Genomic DNA, 14203 nt, shown 5'->3' on the forward strand with positions numbered 1-14203 from the left:
TTTCTTCGCGACGCCTAACCCGTCTTTCACCGCTCTTGCGTCTCAGGCAGCAGGAAGGGACCGCACGCACGCGTCCCTCGCCCTCCATTCGCCCAAGGAAGAGATATCGTGAATCGACTCGCCGCCTCTCCGTTCCTGTTCGCCGGCCTGCTCGCCAGCGCTCCGCTGCTGGCCGCGCCGCAAGCGGTCGACAGCCGCATCAGCGCGGTCACCGTCTACGCCGACCGTGCCGTGGTCACCCGCACCGCACGCCTGCAACTGCCCAAGGGCCAGCACGAGATCGCCCTCGAGCAACTGCCCTTCCAGCTTGACGACGCCAGCCTGCGCGCCTCTCTCGAAGCCAGCGCCGCCGCCACCCTGCTCGACGTCAGCAGCGCCGCGCAACGGGTCGAGCGCCCGAACGACAACCGTGTGCAGCAACTCGACCAGCAACTGCGCGAGATCGACCGGCAACTGCGGGAAATCCATGATCGCGGCAGCGTGCTTGAAGCGCAGAAGAAGTTCCTCGCCGACATCCAGAGCGGCAGCACCCAGCCGGGCAAGGATCGGCCCCTGCCCGGCATCGACGAGCTGAAGAACCTGCTGCAGCTGACCGAAGGCAATCTCGAACGCCTGCTCGCCGAACAGCGCCAGCTGGACGACCGCGCCACCGAACTGGAGCAGCGCAAGCAGCAGTTGCAGGAGCAGCGCGGCACCCTCAACGGCGATGGCAAGCGCTTCAAGCGCGCGATCCTGCGGGTCGCCCTGGAGCAACCGGCGCAGGTCGAGGTGAAGCTCGACTACACCCTGCGCGACGCCTCCTGGCAGCCGACCTACGATGCGCGCCTGCGCGACGGCGCGAAAACCATCGAACTGACCTACCAGGGCCTGGTCCGGCAGAGCAGCGGCGAGGACTGGACCGACGTCGACCTGACGCTCTCCACCGCCCGTCCGGCCCTGGGCGGCAACGTACCGCGGCTGAATCCCTGGATCGTCGACATCGACGCGCCCAACGCGTACTACGGCGCCGAAATGGCCATGCAGGACGCTCCGGCGCCCATGCCGCAAGCCGCGCCCATCGCCAGGACCTCGGCGAAGATGGCCATGCCGGCCCCGGCGCCGAAGCTGGCCGAGGCGCGGCTCGCCACCGCGGAAGTCAGCAGCGGCGCCGCCAGCGCGTCGTTCCACATCCCCGTGCCGGCGTCCCTGAACAGCGACGGCAGCGCGCAGAAGGTCACCATCGCCCGCCTGGAAATGCCGGCCAGGCTGCGCTACCTGGCGGCCCCGGCCTTGCGCGAGACCGCCTACCTGGAAGCCGAGACCCGCAACGACAGCGATTACCCACTGCTTCCCGGAACCCTGAATACCTTTCTCGGCAACAGCTTCGTCGCCAGTGGCCATCTGCGCGGGGTGATGCCCGGGGAAAGCTTCGAACTGGCGCTGGGCGCCGACGAGGGCATCGGCATCGAACGCAAGCTGGTCAAGCGCTACACCGACAGCAGTGGCCTGATCGGCAACCGCACGCGGGTCAACTACGAATTCCGCATCGAAGTGCGCAACAACCACAAGAACGCCGAACGCGTGCAGTTCGAGGACCAGTTGCCGGTCTCGCGCAACGAGCAGATCCAGGTCACCCTGCTGGAACCCAAGGCGCAGGAAGTCAAGCGCGAGGACGACGGCAAGCTGAAGTGGGACTGGACCCTGCAACCCGGCGAGAAACGCAGCGCCACCCTCAAGTTCAGCGTGGAGTATCCCAGGGACCTGGCGGTCAGCGGCCTCGACTAGCGCTGGCCAAAGCGCCGGCCGCGGCATAGGCTCGAGCGGGTAATAAGCAAAGCAGTTTTTGATATTTACCCTGCATATAACCCGACGTTATAGTCGAGCCACTACAACATGCTCAAAGGAACTGCCCTGTGAAACGACTGTTCAGCGCCTCCCTGCTGGCCGCCGGCCTGGCGCTCGGCGGCGCCGCTCACGCCGCCCAGCCCCTGCTCAACGTCTCCTACGACGTGATGCGCGACTTCTACAAGGAATACAACCCGGCCTTCCAGAAATACTGGAAAGCGGAGAAAGGCGAGAACATCACCATCCAGATGTCCCATGGCGGTTCCAGCAAGCAGGCGCGCTCGGTGATCGACGGCCTGCCCGCCGACGTCATCACCATGAACCAGGCCACCGACATCGATGCCCTCGCCGACAACGGCGGCCTGCTGCCGAAGGACTGGGCGACCCGCCTGCCGAACAACAGCGCGCCGTTCACCTCGGCCACCGTGTTCATCGTCCGCAAGGGCAATCCCAAGGCCCTGAAGGACTGGCCGGACCTGCTCAAGGACGGCGTCCAGGTAGTGGTGCCGAACCCCAAGACCTCCGGCAATGGCCGCTACACCTATCTCTCCGCCTGGGGCTACGTGCTGAAGAACGGCGGTGACGAGAACAAGGCCAAGGAATTCGTCGGCAAGCTGTTCAAGCAGGTACCGGTGCTCGACACCGGCGGCCGCGCCGCCACCACCACCTTCATGCAGAACCAGATCGGCGACGTACTGGTGACCTTCGAGAACGAAGCCGAGATGATCGCCCGCGAATTCGGCCGCGGCGGCTTCGAGGTGGTCTACCCGAGCGTGTCCGCCGAAGCCGAGCCTCCCGTGGCGGTGGTCGACAAGGTGGTCGAGAAGAAAGGCAGCCGCGCCCAGGCCGAGGCCTACCTGAAGTACCTGTGGTCGGACGAGGGCCAGACCATCGCCGCCAACAACTACCTGCGCCCGCGCAACCCGGAGATCCTCGCCAGGTTCGCCGACCGCTTCCCGAAAGTCGACTTCTTCTCGGTGGAGAAGACCTTCGGCGACTGGCGCAGCGTGCAGAAGACCCACTTCATCGACGGCGGCGTGTTCGACCAGATCTACAGTCCCGACTGATTCCTGGCCGCTCGACGAAAAAGCCGGAAGCGCTCGCGCGCGTCCGGCTTTTGTCATTCGTGCCCCTGGCCGCAGAGTCTTTTCAGCGCCCTGGCCAGCCGGTCTCGCGCAGCGCCGCCAGGAGCGTCTCCCCCTTCAGCGCGGGGACCAGCCGGCCGTCCTCGGTGCGCATGTCCTCGCCGGCCAACAGCACGTTGACGATGGCTTCTTCCACCGCCTCCGCCGCCGCGGCGAACAGCGGCGAGATGTGATCGTTGTTGAGCATCCGTAGCGGCGTGCTCTGCGGCAGTTCCTTGCGCGCATAGTCGGCTGGCGGCAGATCCTGGTTGCCGGTGGCGAAGGCGAGGAACACGTCGCCGCTGGAGTCCTCGGTGCCGCCACCGGTGCGAGCGATGCCGATCGAGGCGCGCTGCGCCAGGCGCTGGCACTGGTGCGGCAACAGCGGCGCGTCGGTGGCCAGGATCACCACGATGGAGCCCATGCCCGGGGTGCCTTCCTCGCGGAACGGCGAGGGGATCTCGCCCAGTCGGCGGCCGACCGGGTAGCCATCGACCCGTAGCTCGCGGCGCTGGCCGTGGTTGGCCTGGACCAGCGCGCCCACCGTCCAGCCGCCCTGCTCCGCCGGCAGTCGCCGCGAGGCGCTGCCGATGCCGCCCTTGAACTCGTGGCAGATCATCCCGGTGCCGCCGCCCACCGAACCTTCGCGGACCGGTCCGGACTCGGCGCAGGCCAGCGCCTCACCGACCTGGCGGGCGCCGACGTGCTGGCCCCAGATGTCGTTGAGCAGGCCATCGAAGGTTTCCATCACCACCGGCATGCACCAGTACAGCCCGCTGTCGCCGAGTTCGGCGCGCTCCTCGGCGATCAGCGCGTCGCGCACCGCGCCGACGCTGTGGGTATTGGTGATGGCGATCGGGGTGGTCAGCAGGCCGGCCTCGCGGATCCACTCCAGGCCGGTGGCGTCACCGTTGCCGTTGAGCACATGGCAGCCGGCGAAGCAGGGTTGCAGGCGCGCCGCACCGGCGCGCGGCTGGACCAGGGTGACGCCGGTGCGAACCTGCCTGCCGTCGCTCCGCTGGTTCAGGGTGCTGTGGCCGACGCGCACGCCGGGAACGTCGGTGATCGCGTTGAACGGGCCGGGAGTGCCCAGGCCGAGGGTGATGCCAAGTTGTCGAGCGCGCATGCGGACTCCTGTGTCAAAGCTTCTGGAACGCCGGACTGAGCTTGCCGTAGGTGCAGTAGAGGATCACCGACACCGCCAGCAATCCGACGATGATCATCACGTCCCTGGCCGAGGCCGCCAGGAACAGGTTGAGCAGCAGGTACCCCGCGCCGCTCGCCGCCAGCAATGCCGGCAGCGGCCACAGCGGCATCCGGTAGGGATGTTCGCGGTCGCGCCGCAGCACCCGGCTGAACAGCGCGCAGAGGGCGACGATCAGGTAGACCATGACGATCAGCAGCACGGTGAACGAGGTCAGTTCGGCCAGGTTGGAACTGAAGCTCAGCGCCGCCGAGGGAATGGCGAGGAACAGCGTGGCCAGCCAGGGCGATTCCCAGCGCGGGTGGATACGGGTGAAGGCACGGTTCAGCGCCGGCATCCAGAGCGCGTCGCGACCACTGCTGAAGATCACCCGGGCGCTCTGGATGACGATGGCGACGATGGCGTTGAACACCGAGAGGAAGATCCCGGCGCTGACCAGGCGCGACAGCGTCTCGTTGCCGTGGCTGTTCAACAGGTAGCCGATCGGGTCGGGGCTGGCGAGCATCGCCGGGAGCGACGGCGCGCCGATCAGCAGCGCGGCGAGCGGGACGATCTCGATCAGCACCACCAGCGCCAGCGACCAGAGCACCGCGCGGTGCACGCTGTGGCCGCCGTCCTTCATGTCCTCGGCGAGCAGCACCGCGCCGCCGAAACCGTTGTAGGAGAACAGCGCGGTGCCGACCGCTCCGATCACCAATGCCCAGGGCGCGATCGCCAGCATGCCGTCGTCGCCGACCACCTGGGGCTGCAGCAGGACGCTCGCCGGCTGCTGCGCATGGCCGAAGCCGAGGCCGACGATCACCAGCAGCGCCGCCACTTCCAGCAGCAGGCAGGTGCCCGTGACCCAGGCGTTGACGCGGATGTTGAGGATGCCCAGCAGGTAGCTGAAGGCGACGATCGCCAGAGCCACGGTCTGCGCGTCGAAGCGGGTGCCGAGGGCGGCGTTCAGGTAGGTCGCCGCGCCGGTGGCGAGCACTGGCGGAATGAACAGCAGCATCGCCAGCACGGTGAGGAAGGTGGCGTAGCCGGCCAACCCGCCGAATACCCGCTTGGCGTAGACGTACTCGCCGCCGGCGGTGCTATGCGCCCGGCCCAGTTCGGCGTAGCAGCAGGCGAACATCAGCGCCAGCGCTGCGGCCAGGGCGAAGGCCCAGAACGCGCCGGTACCGGCCTGCTGGATGGCGAAGGGAGCGATGACGAACACCGAACTGGCGGGGGTGACCGCGGATACGGTGATGGCGACCACGTCGAACACGCCCAGGGTGGGTTTCAGCGCGCCCTCGGGCGCGGGGGAAGAGCTCATGTCGTTGTCCTCTGATTGTTATTGAAGTTGAGGCAGTAACGGAGACTCGCGGCGGCCCTTTGCCGGGGCGCTGGTTATGCGGCGACTTTAGGAGCGCGGTGCTGGCGGGCCAATCACCCTTTGGGGTTACGCCCCTTGACGCGGCGAGTGGAAAAGCCGCAAACCGGTGCCTGCGAAAAACCACCGAGGAGCGAATACGGATGCACACCCTGTTCCGGGACATCGGCATGCATGCCAGCCTGGGTCGCACCATCGAGCAGATCGGCGGCAACCGCTTCTGGAAGCAACTGGTCCTGCTGCTGCACCAGCACCTGCCGTTCGACAACGCCCTGGCGATCTTCTACCCGGCCAGCGGGCTGCCGGTGGCGCTGGAGGAATACGATGCCGAGCCGCACGCCGGGCCGGCCTCGATGCTCGCCTACCTGAACGGCCTGTACCTGCTCGACCCCTTCTACCAGGCCTGCCGCGAGGGGCTGCCGAGCGGCCTGTACCGCCTGGAGGAAATCGCCCCGGACCACTTCCGGCAGAGCGAGTATTACCTCAGCTACTTCCACGACAACGTGCTGGAGGACGAGGTGCAGTTCATCCTCCAGGTGCCCGGCCAGGGCGCGCTGTCGCTGTCGCTGGGCATGCAGCGGATGTTCGCCGACGAGGAATGCGGGATGCTCGGGCTGCTCGCGAGCTGGGTCCTGGCGCTGATGCAGCAGCACTGGCAACAGCGCAGCCAGCGCCTGTTGCCGGCCGCGCCGCAGGAAGAGATGGCCACGCAGATCCGCGACGCCCTCAGCCACTTCGGCGCCAGCGTACTGTCGGAACGGGAACTGGAGATCGCCCGCCTGATCCTCCGCGGCTACTCGTCGAAGGCCATGGCCGAGCGCCTGGCGATCTCGCCGGAGACCATCAAGGTCCATCGGCGCCACCTGTACGCCAAGCTGGACATTTCCTCGCAACCGGAGCTGTTCTCGCTGTTCATCCAGTCGCTCGGGCACGACCCGGAGAACCCCTAGGGGTCATGGATTGGCGTAGCGCCGGCTGAGACCGGGCGGGATGCCGCGGGCGTCGGTCTCGGTCCAGGGCCCCTGCGGGCTGGTGGACCAGAACCAGCCGCCGTCCCAGCGGTAGTAGGTGCGCTGGCGGTAGTAGAGATCGCGCTCGCCACGGATCACGTAGACCCCCAGGCTGCCGTCCCAGACGCCCTTGCCGCCTGGCGGCGGGGCGAACTGCGGACGCGAGCGGCTGGGCTGCGCCGGAGTCTGCGGTTGCGGGATGATCCGCGGCGGCGTCGGGCCCGGGGCGGTGCTCGGACCAGGCTGGCTCTGCGGCGGCAGCGGTGGCGCCGGTTCGCTGGTCTGCGGCGGATGGACCACGCAGCCGCCAAGCCCACCGAGGAGAATCGCCAGACCCAGATACTTCGCCTTCACCACCGCACCTCCCCCAACCGGTTGTCGTTATGGCCGGGCCGCCTGAGGCTGGTCCGGGCCGTCGATGGTCAGCGCTTGCGCCGACGACTGCGCAGTAGACAACGGTTTGCCGCGTCCGATCCACTCGCCGGAGACGGCGTTGCCGGCGCGGGATACCCGCGCCACCAGCTCGACTTGCGGGAAACCACTGAGCTTGAGCTGCGGCATCATGGCGTCGGCATCGCTCAGGCTGACCTCGGCCGGCAGGTCGGCGACGGTCAGGCGCTTCACCGCCAACGGCATCGGCGGGCCGCCGACGGCACGGGCGAAAACGAACACGCTGTCGTCGGCCTTGACCTGGCCCTTCACCGCGTCGCTGATATCCACCTTCACCGTCAGGATCACCTGGGCGGCGGGCGCGGCCGGCGCCGGCGGGGTCTGCCCGGCCTCGGTCATGCGCTCGCGGGCACGCTGGATGCCGCCCTGGATCGCCGAGCGCGCCGGGTCCTCGTTCGGCAACACCGACACCAGGCGCTCCCAGAAACCGATGGCGTCGGCGTAGCGCTGCTCTTCGAAGGCGGCGATGCCGAGCAGGCCGAGGGTGGTCACTTCGGCCGGGTCGCCCTTCAGCGCCTCGTCGGCCAGGGCCTTGATCTGCGCGGTCATTTTCTTGCCGCCGGAGAAATACAGCGCCTGCGCCCACTGGCCGAGCACTTCCGGCTGCCGTCCACTGAGTTCGGCGGCACGCTCGAAGGCACGCGCCGCGTCGGCGCCGCGCTCCTGGGTCATGTAGGTGCGACCGAGGAAGTACCAGCCCTGGGCAGAGTCCGGCTGGGCCTCGACTGCGCGCTCCAGGCGCCTGGTCATCTCTTCCATCGAATGCGGGGCCTGGGCGAACTCGCGGGCCAGCTCGACCTTGTCGCTGGCCCCCCAGTGCAGGTAGAGGCCGAGCGCGACCAGCGGCACCAGCAGCGCCGCGACCATTGGCAGCGCCCGGCCCAGGCGCGAGTTGCGCTCCTCGCCGCTGCCTTCGGTATCGGCGAGCAGTTCGCGGGCGGCCTCGGCGCGGCCGCTCTCCAGCTGCTCGGCGGTCAGCGTGCCGGCGGCCTGCTGGCCGGCCAACTCGGCGATCCGCTCCTGGTAGAGCGCGACGTTGAGGGCGGTACGGTCTTCCTCGGCCTGGGCGCGACGGCCACGCAGCAGCGGAATCAGCAGGAATGCCAGGGCCGCCAGCAGCAGCAGGCCGGCGGCGAGCCAGAAATCAATCATTTGTCGTTCTTCAACAGGTTGGCGAGGCGCGCTTGCTCCTCGGCGGACAGGGTGGTTTGCGCCTTGGCGGCGGGGCGCCGGCGGCGCAGGACGATCACGCCGATCACCAGCACGCCGAACAGCAGCAAGGCGCCCGGACCGAACCAGAGCAGCCAGGTACGCTCGTTGACCGGCGGCTTGTAGCGAACGAAGTCACCGTAGCGGGCGACCATGTAGTCGACGATCTCGCCGTCGCTCTTGCCCTGCTGCAGCTGGCCGTAGATCTGCTTGCGCAGGTCGGCGGCGATCGGTGCGTTGGAGTCGGCGATGTCCTGGTTCTGGCACTTCGGGCAGCGCAGTTCCTGGGTCAGGTTGCGGAAGCGCTCGCGCTCGGCGTCGCTGGCGAACTCGTAGGTGTCGATGGCGGCCCGGGCCACGCCGCAGAGGGCGAGACCGAGCAGCGCGGCGGCGAGAAGACGCTTCATCGGGCCTCCGGCTCGTCCAGCAGTTGCTGGTACAGCGGCGCCAGTTGCTCGCGCCAGACCTTCTGGTCGACCACCCCGACGATCTTGTGGCGGATGATGCCCTGCCTGTCGATCAGGTAGGTTTCCGGCGCGCCGTAGACGCCCAGGTCCAGGCCCAGGGTGCCGTCGGCGTCGCTGATGCTCAGCAGGTAGGGATTGTGCAGCTCGTTCAGCCACTTGATGGCGGCGGCGTTGTCGTCCTTGTAGTTGATCCCGTAGATCACCACGCCCTGCTCGGCCAGTCGGGTCAGTTCCGGGTGCTCGACCCGGCACGACGGGCACCAGGTGCCCCAGACGTTGACCAGCGCCGGCTTGCCCTTGAGGTCGGCCTCGGTCAGGCGCCGGGCCGGGTCCTGCACGCTGGGCAGGTCGAAGGCCGGGAACGGCTTGCCGATCAGCGCCGAAGGCAGCTCGCTGGGGTCCAGCCAGAGGCCGCGGAAGAGGAACACCGCGACGATCAGGAAGATCCCCAGCGGCAGCAGCAGAATCGCTCGTTTCAAGACTCAGGCTCCCTGACCGGCGAGGCCCAGGGCCTCGCGCACACGTGTTTTCACCTTCACCCGGTAGCGCCGATCGAGCGCCGCCAGTGCGCCGCCCAGGCCCATCAGCAGGCCACCGAACCAGATCCAGCGGACGAACGGCTTGACGTGCACGCGCACCGCCCAGGCGCCGTTCTCCAGCGGCTCGCCGAGCGCCACGTAGAGGTCGCGGGTGAAGCCGGCGTCGATCCCGGCCTCGGTCATCATCGAGCTCTGCACGGTGTACAGGCGCTTCTCCGGATGCAGGGTGGCGATCTCCTTGCCGTCGCGGCTGACGTGGATGCTGCCCTTGTCCGAGGTGTAGTTCGGCCCTTCGTGGTGCTTCGCGCCGTCGAAGAGGAAGTGGTAGCCGCCCAGTTCGACGGTGTCGCCGGGCGACATGCGCAGGTCACGCTGGGCGCTGTACTGGCTGCTGAGGACGATGCCGATGGCGCACACGGCGATGCCCAGGTGCGCCAACTGCATGCCCCAGTAGCTGCGGCTCAGGCTGCGGGCACCGGCCAGCACGCCCTTGTGGCGGGTCTTGTCGAGGAAGTCGCGGAAGCCGGCCAGGACCACCCAGGCGGACAGCAGGAACACCGCCAGCACCGCCCAGTTGAAGTCGCCGAAGAGCATCGAGCCGGCCGCCGCGAGTACCGCGCTGACCACCAGCACCGGGGTCAGCATGCCGAGCAGCCAGCGGCTCGGGGTGTCCTTCCAGCGCACCAGCACACCGACCGCCAGGGCCGCCATCAGCGCAGCCATCAGCGGCAGGAACATGGCGTTGAAGTACGGCGGGCCGACCGACAGCTTGGCGCCGCTGAGTGCGTCGAGCAGCAGCGGGTAGACGGTCCCGAGGAGGATCATCGAGGCCGCCACCACCAGCACCAGGTTGTTCAGCAGCAGCAGGGTCTCGCGCGACCACAGGGCGAAGCCGACCTGGCTCTTGACCACCGGCGCGCGCAGGGCGAACAGGGTCAGCGAGCCGCCGACCACCAGCAACAGGAAGGCCAGGATGAACACCCCGCGCTCCGGGTCGGAGGCGAAGGCGTGCACCGAGGTGAGCACCCCGGAGCGGACCAGGAAGGTGCCCAGCAGGCTCAGGGAGAAGGCGGCGATCGCCAGCAGCACGGTCCAGCTCTTGAACACGCCGCGCTTCTCGGTCACCGCCAGCGAGTGGATCAGCGCGGTGCCGACCAGCCAGGGCATGAACGAGGCGTTCTCCACCGGATCCCAGAACCACCAGCCGCCCCAACCGAGTTCGTAGTAGGCCCACCAGGAACCGAGCACGATGCCGACGCCGAGGAAGGCCCAGGCCACCAGGGTCCAGGGCCGCGACCAGCGCGCCCAGGCGGCGTCGAGGCGGCCGCCGAGCAGCGCGGCGATGGCGAAGGCGAAGGCCACCGAGAAGCCGACGTAGCCCATGTAGAGCATCGGCGGATGGACGATCAGGCCGACGTCCTGCAGCAGCGGGTTGAGGTCGTTGCCGTCCATCGGCGTCTGCGGCAGCAGGCGGCTGAAGGGGTTGGAAGTGACGATCAGGAACAGCAGGAAGCCGGTGCTGATCATCCCCATCACCGCCAGCACGCGGGCCAGCATCACCTCCGGCAGTTGCCGGGAGAAGATCGACACGGCGAAGGTCCAGCCGCCGAGGATCAGCGCCCAGAGCAGCAGCGAGCCTTCATGGGCGCCCCAGACGGCGCTGAACTTGTAGTACCAGGGCAGCGCGCTGTTGGAGTTGCCGGCGACGTAGGCCACCGAGAAGTCATCGCGCAGGAAGGCCCAGGTCAGGCAGCCGAAGGCGAAGGCGAGGAAGGCGAACTGTCCCCAGGCCGCCGGGCGCGCCAGGCTCATCCACTGGCGATCGCCGCGCCAGGCGCCGACCAGCGGCAGGCTGGACTGCACCAGGGCCAGGCAGAGGGCGAGGATCAGGGCCAGGTGGCCGAGTTCGGGAATCATCTATTTGCCCTCCTGGTTGTACGAGGTCTCGCCGGCGGCCTTGCCGTTCTCGTAGTGCTTCAGTTGGCCGCTGTCCTTGAGCGCCTTGGTGACTTCCGGCGGCATGTAGTTCTCGTCGTGCTTGGCCAGCACTTCGTCGGCCACCAGCACGCCGTCGCCGCCCAGCTTGCCGAGGGCGACGATGCCCTGCCCCTCGCGGAACAGGTCGGGAAGGATGCCATGGTAGGCGATGGTCACTTCCTTCGCGCCGTCGGTGACCACGAAGCGCACGTTCAGCGAGTCCGCGCTGCGTTGCAGCGAGCCCTTCTCCACCAGGCCGCCGGCGCGGATGCGGGTGTCGGTCGGCGCCTCGCCGTTGGCGATCTGGGTCGGGGTGTAGAACAGGTTGATGTTCTGCTGCAGGGCCGACAGCGCCAGGCCCACCGCGGCACCGACGCCCACCAGGATGGCGAGGACTATGATCAGACGTTTCTTGCGCACCGGATTCACTGCTGGGCCTCCCGGCGCAGGCGACGCGCCTCTTCTTGCAGGTAGCGACGCCGGGCCAGCAGCGGCTCGGCGACATTGATCGCCAGCACCAGCAGGCTGATGCCATAGGCCGACCAGACATAGGGGCCGTGATGGCCCATGGCGAGGAAGTCGCCGAACGATTCGAAACTCATCTTGCCTTCTCCACCTGGGCCTTCACCTCGGCCTTCGCCCAGGCGGTGCGGGATTCGCGCTTGAGCACTTCCAGGCGCATGCGCACCAGCAGCATGGCGGCGAAGAAGCAGTAGAAGCCGAGGACCATGATCAGCAGCGGCAGCCACATCTCCACCGGCATCGCCGGCTTCTCGGTGATGGTGAAGGTGGCCGGCTGGTGCAGGGTGTTCCACCACTCCACCGAGTATTTGATGATCGGGATGTTCACCACGCCGACGATGGCCAGCACCGCGCAGGCCTTGGCCGCGCTGTCGCGGTTACTGATCGCCTGGCCGAGGGCGATGATGCCGAAATAGAGGAAAAGCAGGATCAGCATCGCCGTCAGGCGCGCGTCCCAGACCCACCAGGCGCCCCAGGTCGGCTTGCCCCAGACGGCCCCGGTGAGCAGCGCGACGAAGGTCATCCAGGCGCCGATCGGCGCGGCGCACTGCACCGCCACGTCGGCGATCTTCATCTTCCAGATCAGCCCGACGGCACCGGCCACGGCCAGCATGACGTAGCAGGACTGGGCGAGGAACGCCGCCGGCACATGGATATAGATGATGCGGAAGCTGTTGCCCTGCTGGTAGTCCGGCGGCGCGAAGGCCAGCCCCCAGACGCAGCCGGTGACGATCAGCAGCGCCGCCGCCACGGCGAACCAGGGCAGCCAGCGGCCGCTGATCTCGTAGAACCACTTGGGCGACCCAAGCTTGTGAAACCATGTCCAATTCATCATCAGGCTCTGTTTACAGGGCTCTTTGGAAATACCGGGAAGGCCTTGCGCTGCCAACCCGGGTCAAGCGCGGGCGACGCAGCCGCCCGGTACCGCACCCCCGCCGATGCCTCGGCGGGTGGACTCATTCGCCTACGCTGATCTTCAGGCCGGCAGCGATGGCGAATGGCGTGAGTGTCAATGCTAGCGCCGCCAGGCTCGCCAGCCACAACAAATGTCCGCTGCCGGGCAGGCCCTGGAGGGAGGCCTGCAGCGCCCCGCTGCCGAGGATCAACACCGGGATGTACAGCGGCAGGATCAACAGCGCCAGCAACAGGCCGCCGCGCTTGAGGCCCACGGTCAAGGCCGCGCCGACGGCGCCGAGCAGGCTCAGCACCGGCGTACCGAGCAGCAGGGAGAGCAGCAGCACCGGTATGCAACGGGCCGGCAGGCCCAGCATCAGCGCGAACAGTGGCGACATCAGGACCAGGGCCAGCCCGGAGAACAGCCAGTGTGCCAGTACCTTGGCCAGCACCAGAAGAGCCAGGGGGTGCGGCGAAAGGACCCACTGCTCCAGAGATCCGTCCTCGAAATCGCTGCGGAACAGCCCTTCCAGCGAGAGCAGCACGGCCAATAGCGCCGCCACCCAGACCAGGCCGGGCGACAAGGTTTGTAGCAATTGGCTCTCCGGCCCGACCGCCAGGGGGAACAGGGCGATGACGATGGCGAAGAACACCAGCGGGTTGGCCAGCTCCGCCGGACGGCGGAACAGCAGGCGCGCCTCGCGCGCCAGGAGCAGGCTGAAGACGTTGCTCATGCCGGATCGCCCGCCAGCACCGGCTCGCCCGTCGCGCCGCCGGCCGCCTTGAGCGCGCCGAGGTCCAGTTCGCGATAGCCGGCGGGCACCTGCTGCAAGCTGTGGTGGGTGGTCAGCACCACCATCCCGCCGCGCCGGCAGTGCCCGGCCAGGTGCGCTTCGAGTTGCGCCACGCCCTGCTTGTCGAGGGCGGTGAAGGGTTCATCGAGGATCCACAAGGGCGGTGCGTCCAGGTACAGGCGGGCCAGCGCCACGCGGCGTTGCTGGCCGGCGGAAAGGGTGTGGCAGGGGACGTCCTCGAAGCCGCGCAGGCCGACGTCGGCCAGGGCCCGCCAGATCGCCTCGCGGCTGGCCGGCTGGTGCAGCGCACAGAGCCAGGTGAGGTTCTCCTCGGCGCTGAGCAAGCCCTTGATGCCCGCCGCATGGCCGATCCACAGCAGGCTGCGGGCCAGTTCGCCGCGCTGTTCGGCAAGCGGCCGGCCGTTCAGGCGGACTTCCCCGGCGGTCGGCTGCATCAGCCCGGACAGCAGGCGCAGCAGGCTGGTCTTGCCGCTGCCGTTCGGTCCGACCACCTGCAGCATCTCGCCGGCCGCCAGGCGCAGGTCGAGGCGCTCGAACAGCATGCGCCAGTCGCGCTCGCAGGCGAGCCCGAGGGTTTCCAGCAAGGGGCTGGCGGTGGGGACTTCAGCAGGATCGGACATCGAACAACATCGCCAAGCGTCTCTCCTCGTCGCGGCGCCGGAGGCCTTCACGGAACAGACCCTAAAGTCGGGATAAACACGGCCGCTATACTGGTGACGACGCGGCCAGCCTGTTTGACAGGCGCGGCATTATACACGCCCTTCCCCAGCCTCCGCAGGGTCGTTTAAGACAGGTTGTTACCCATGCC

15 protein-coding genes are annotated in these 14203 nt (G+C 68.1%); 3 read left to right on the top strand and 12 right to left on the bottom strand.

Annotated features, from left to right (window positions below):
- Positions 1 to 108: 108 nt before the first annotated feature.
- A complete protein-coding gene (gene muiA / locus PSPA7_RS18240; RefSeq protein ID WP_012076384.1) occupies positions 109 to 1764 on the top strand; it encodes a mucoidy inhibitor MuiA in 1656 nt (551 codons plus the stop codon).
- Positions 1765 to 1892: 128 nt separating this feature from the next.
- Entirely contained in the window at positions 1893 to 2891 is a 999-nt protein-coding gene (locus tag PSPA7_RS18245; protein ID WP_012076385.1) for a sulfate ABC transporter substrate-binding protein, read from the top strand.
- Positions 2892 to 2973: 82 nt separating this feature from the next.
- Here the strand turns inward: PSPA7_RS18245 and PSPA7_RS18250 are convergent, their stop codons facing one another.
- The gene (locus PSPA7_RS18250; protein ID WP_003151864.1) at positions 2974 to 4074 is read right to left on the bottom strand and encodes a DmpA family aminopeptidase; all 1101 of its coding nucleotides are present in this window, start codon (positions 4072 to 4074) and stop codon (positions 2974 to 2976) included.
- A 13-nt stretch (positions 4075 to 4087) separates the two neighbouring features.
- Positions 4088 to 5455, bottom strand: coding sequence for an APC family permease (locus PSPA7_RS18255; RefSeq protein WP_003151865.1), 1368 nt, complete (start codon positions 5453 to 5455; stop codon positions 4088 to 4090).
- A 200-nt stretch (positions 5456 to 5655) separates the two neighbouring features.
- Here PSPA7_RS18255 and PSPA7_RS18260 point away from each other — a divergent pair, with 200 nt between their 5' ends.
- A complete protein-coding gene (locus tag PSPA7_RS18260; RefSeq protein ID WP_012076386.1) occupies positions 5656 to 6462 on the top strand; it encodes a helix-turn-helix transcriptional regulator in 807 nt (268 codons plus the stop codon).
- A 3-nt stretch (positions 6463 to 6465) separates the two neighbouring features.
- On the opposite strand, the gene PSPA7_RS18265 is transcribed toward PSPA7_RS18260, so the two are convergent.
- From PSPA7_RS18265 to ccmA, 10 genes are all read right to left on the bottom strand, one after another.
- Positions 6466 to 6876 carry a lipoprotein gene (locus PSPA7_RS18265; protein WP_033999429.1) on the bottom strand — a complete coding sequence of 137 codons (411 nt, stop codon included), beginning with the start codon at positions 6874 to 6876 and terminating at the stop codon, positions 6466 to 6468.
- A 27-nt stretch (positions 6877 to 6903) separates the two neighbouring features.
- Positions 6904 to 8124, bottom strand: a complete 1221-nt coding sequence (ccmI, locus tag PSPA7_RS18270; RefSeq protein ID WP_012076388.1) for a c-type cytochrome biogenesis protein CcmI — start codon at positions 8122 to 8124, stop codon at positions 6904 to 6906.
- Complete coding sequence (gene ccmH / locus PSPA7_RS18275; protein ID WP_003153739.1) at positions 8121 to 8588, bottom strand: cytochrome c maturation protein CcmH; 468 nt, start codon at positions 8586 to 8588, stop codon at positions 8121 to 8123. Before ccmH ends, ccmI begins: the two co-directional genes overlap by 4 nt.
- Positions 8585 to 9127, bottom strand: a complete 543-nt coding sequence (dsbE, locus tag PSPA7_RS18280; RefSeq protein WP_012076389.1) for a thiol:disulfide interchange protein DsbE — start codon at positions 9125 to 9127, stop codon at positions 8585 to 8587. Before dsbE ends, ccmH begins: the two co-directional genes overlap by 4 nt.
- A 3-nt stretch (positions 9128 to 9130) precedes the next feature.
- Complete coding sequence (locus PSPA7_RS18285; protein WP_012076390.1) at positions 9131 to 11104, bottom strand: heme lyase CcmF/NrfE family subunit; 1974 nt, start codon at positions 11102 to 11104, stop codon at positions 9131 to 9133.
- Complete coding sequence (gene ccmE / locus PSPA7_RS18290) at positions 11105 to 11593, bottom strand: cytochrome c maturation protein CcmE (RefSeq protein ID WP_012076391.1); 489 nt, start codon at positions 11591 to 11593, stop codon at positions 11105 to 11107.
- Positions 11590 to 11766: a heme exporter protein CcmD gene (ccmD, locus tag PSPA7_RS18295; protein WP_003083136.1), complete on the bottom strand. Its 177-nt coding sequence runs from the start codon at positions 11764 to 11766 to the stop codon at positions 11590 to 11592. Before ccmD ends, ccmE begins: the two co-directional genes overlap by 4 nt.
- Complete coding sequence (locus PSPA7_RS18300) at positions 11763 to 12521, bottom strand: heme ABC transporter permease (RefSeq protein WP_012076392.1); 759 nt, start codon at positions 12519 to 12521, stop codon at positions 11763 to 11765. Before PSPA7_RS18300 ends, ccmD begins: the two co-directional genes overlap by 4 nt.
- Before the next feature lie 121 nt (positions 12522 to 12642).
- Positions 12643 to 13314, bottom strand: a complete 672-nt coding sequence (ccmB, locus tag PSPA7_RS18305; protein ID WP_003153734.1) for a heme exporter protein CcmB — start codon at positions 13312 to 13314, stop codon at positions 12643 to 12645.
- The gene (gene ccmA, locus PSPA7_RS18310) at positions 13311 to 14015 is read right to left on the bottom strand and encodes a cytochrome c biogenesis heme-transporting ATPase CcmA (protein ID WP_012076393.1); all 705 of its coding nucleotides are present in this window, start codon (positions 14013 to 14015) and stop codon (positions 13311 to 13313) included. The genes ccmB and ccmA overlap by 4 nt, the downstream gene beginning before the upstream one ends.
- Positions 14016 to 14203 lie beyond the last annotated feature (188 nt).

This window comes from Pseudomonas paraeruginosa PA7 (assembly GCF_000017205.1).
GTDB classification, from domain to species: Bacteria; Pseudomonadota; Gammaproteobacteria; order Pseudomonadales; family Pseudomonadaceae; genus Pseudomonas; species Pseudomonas paraeruginosa.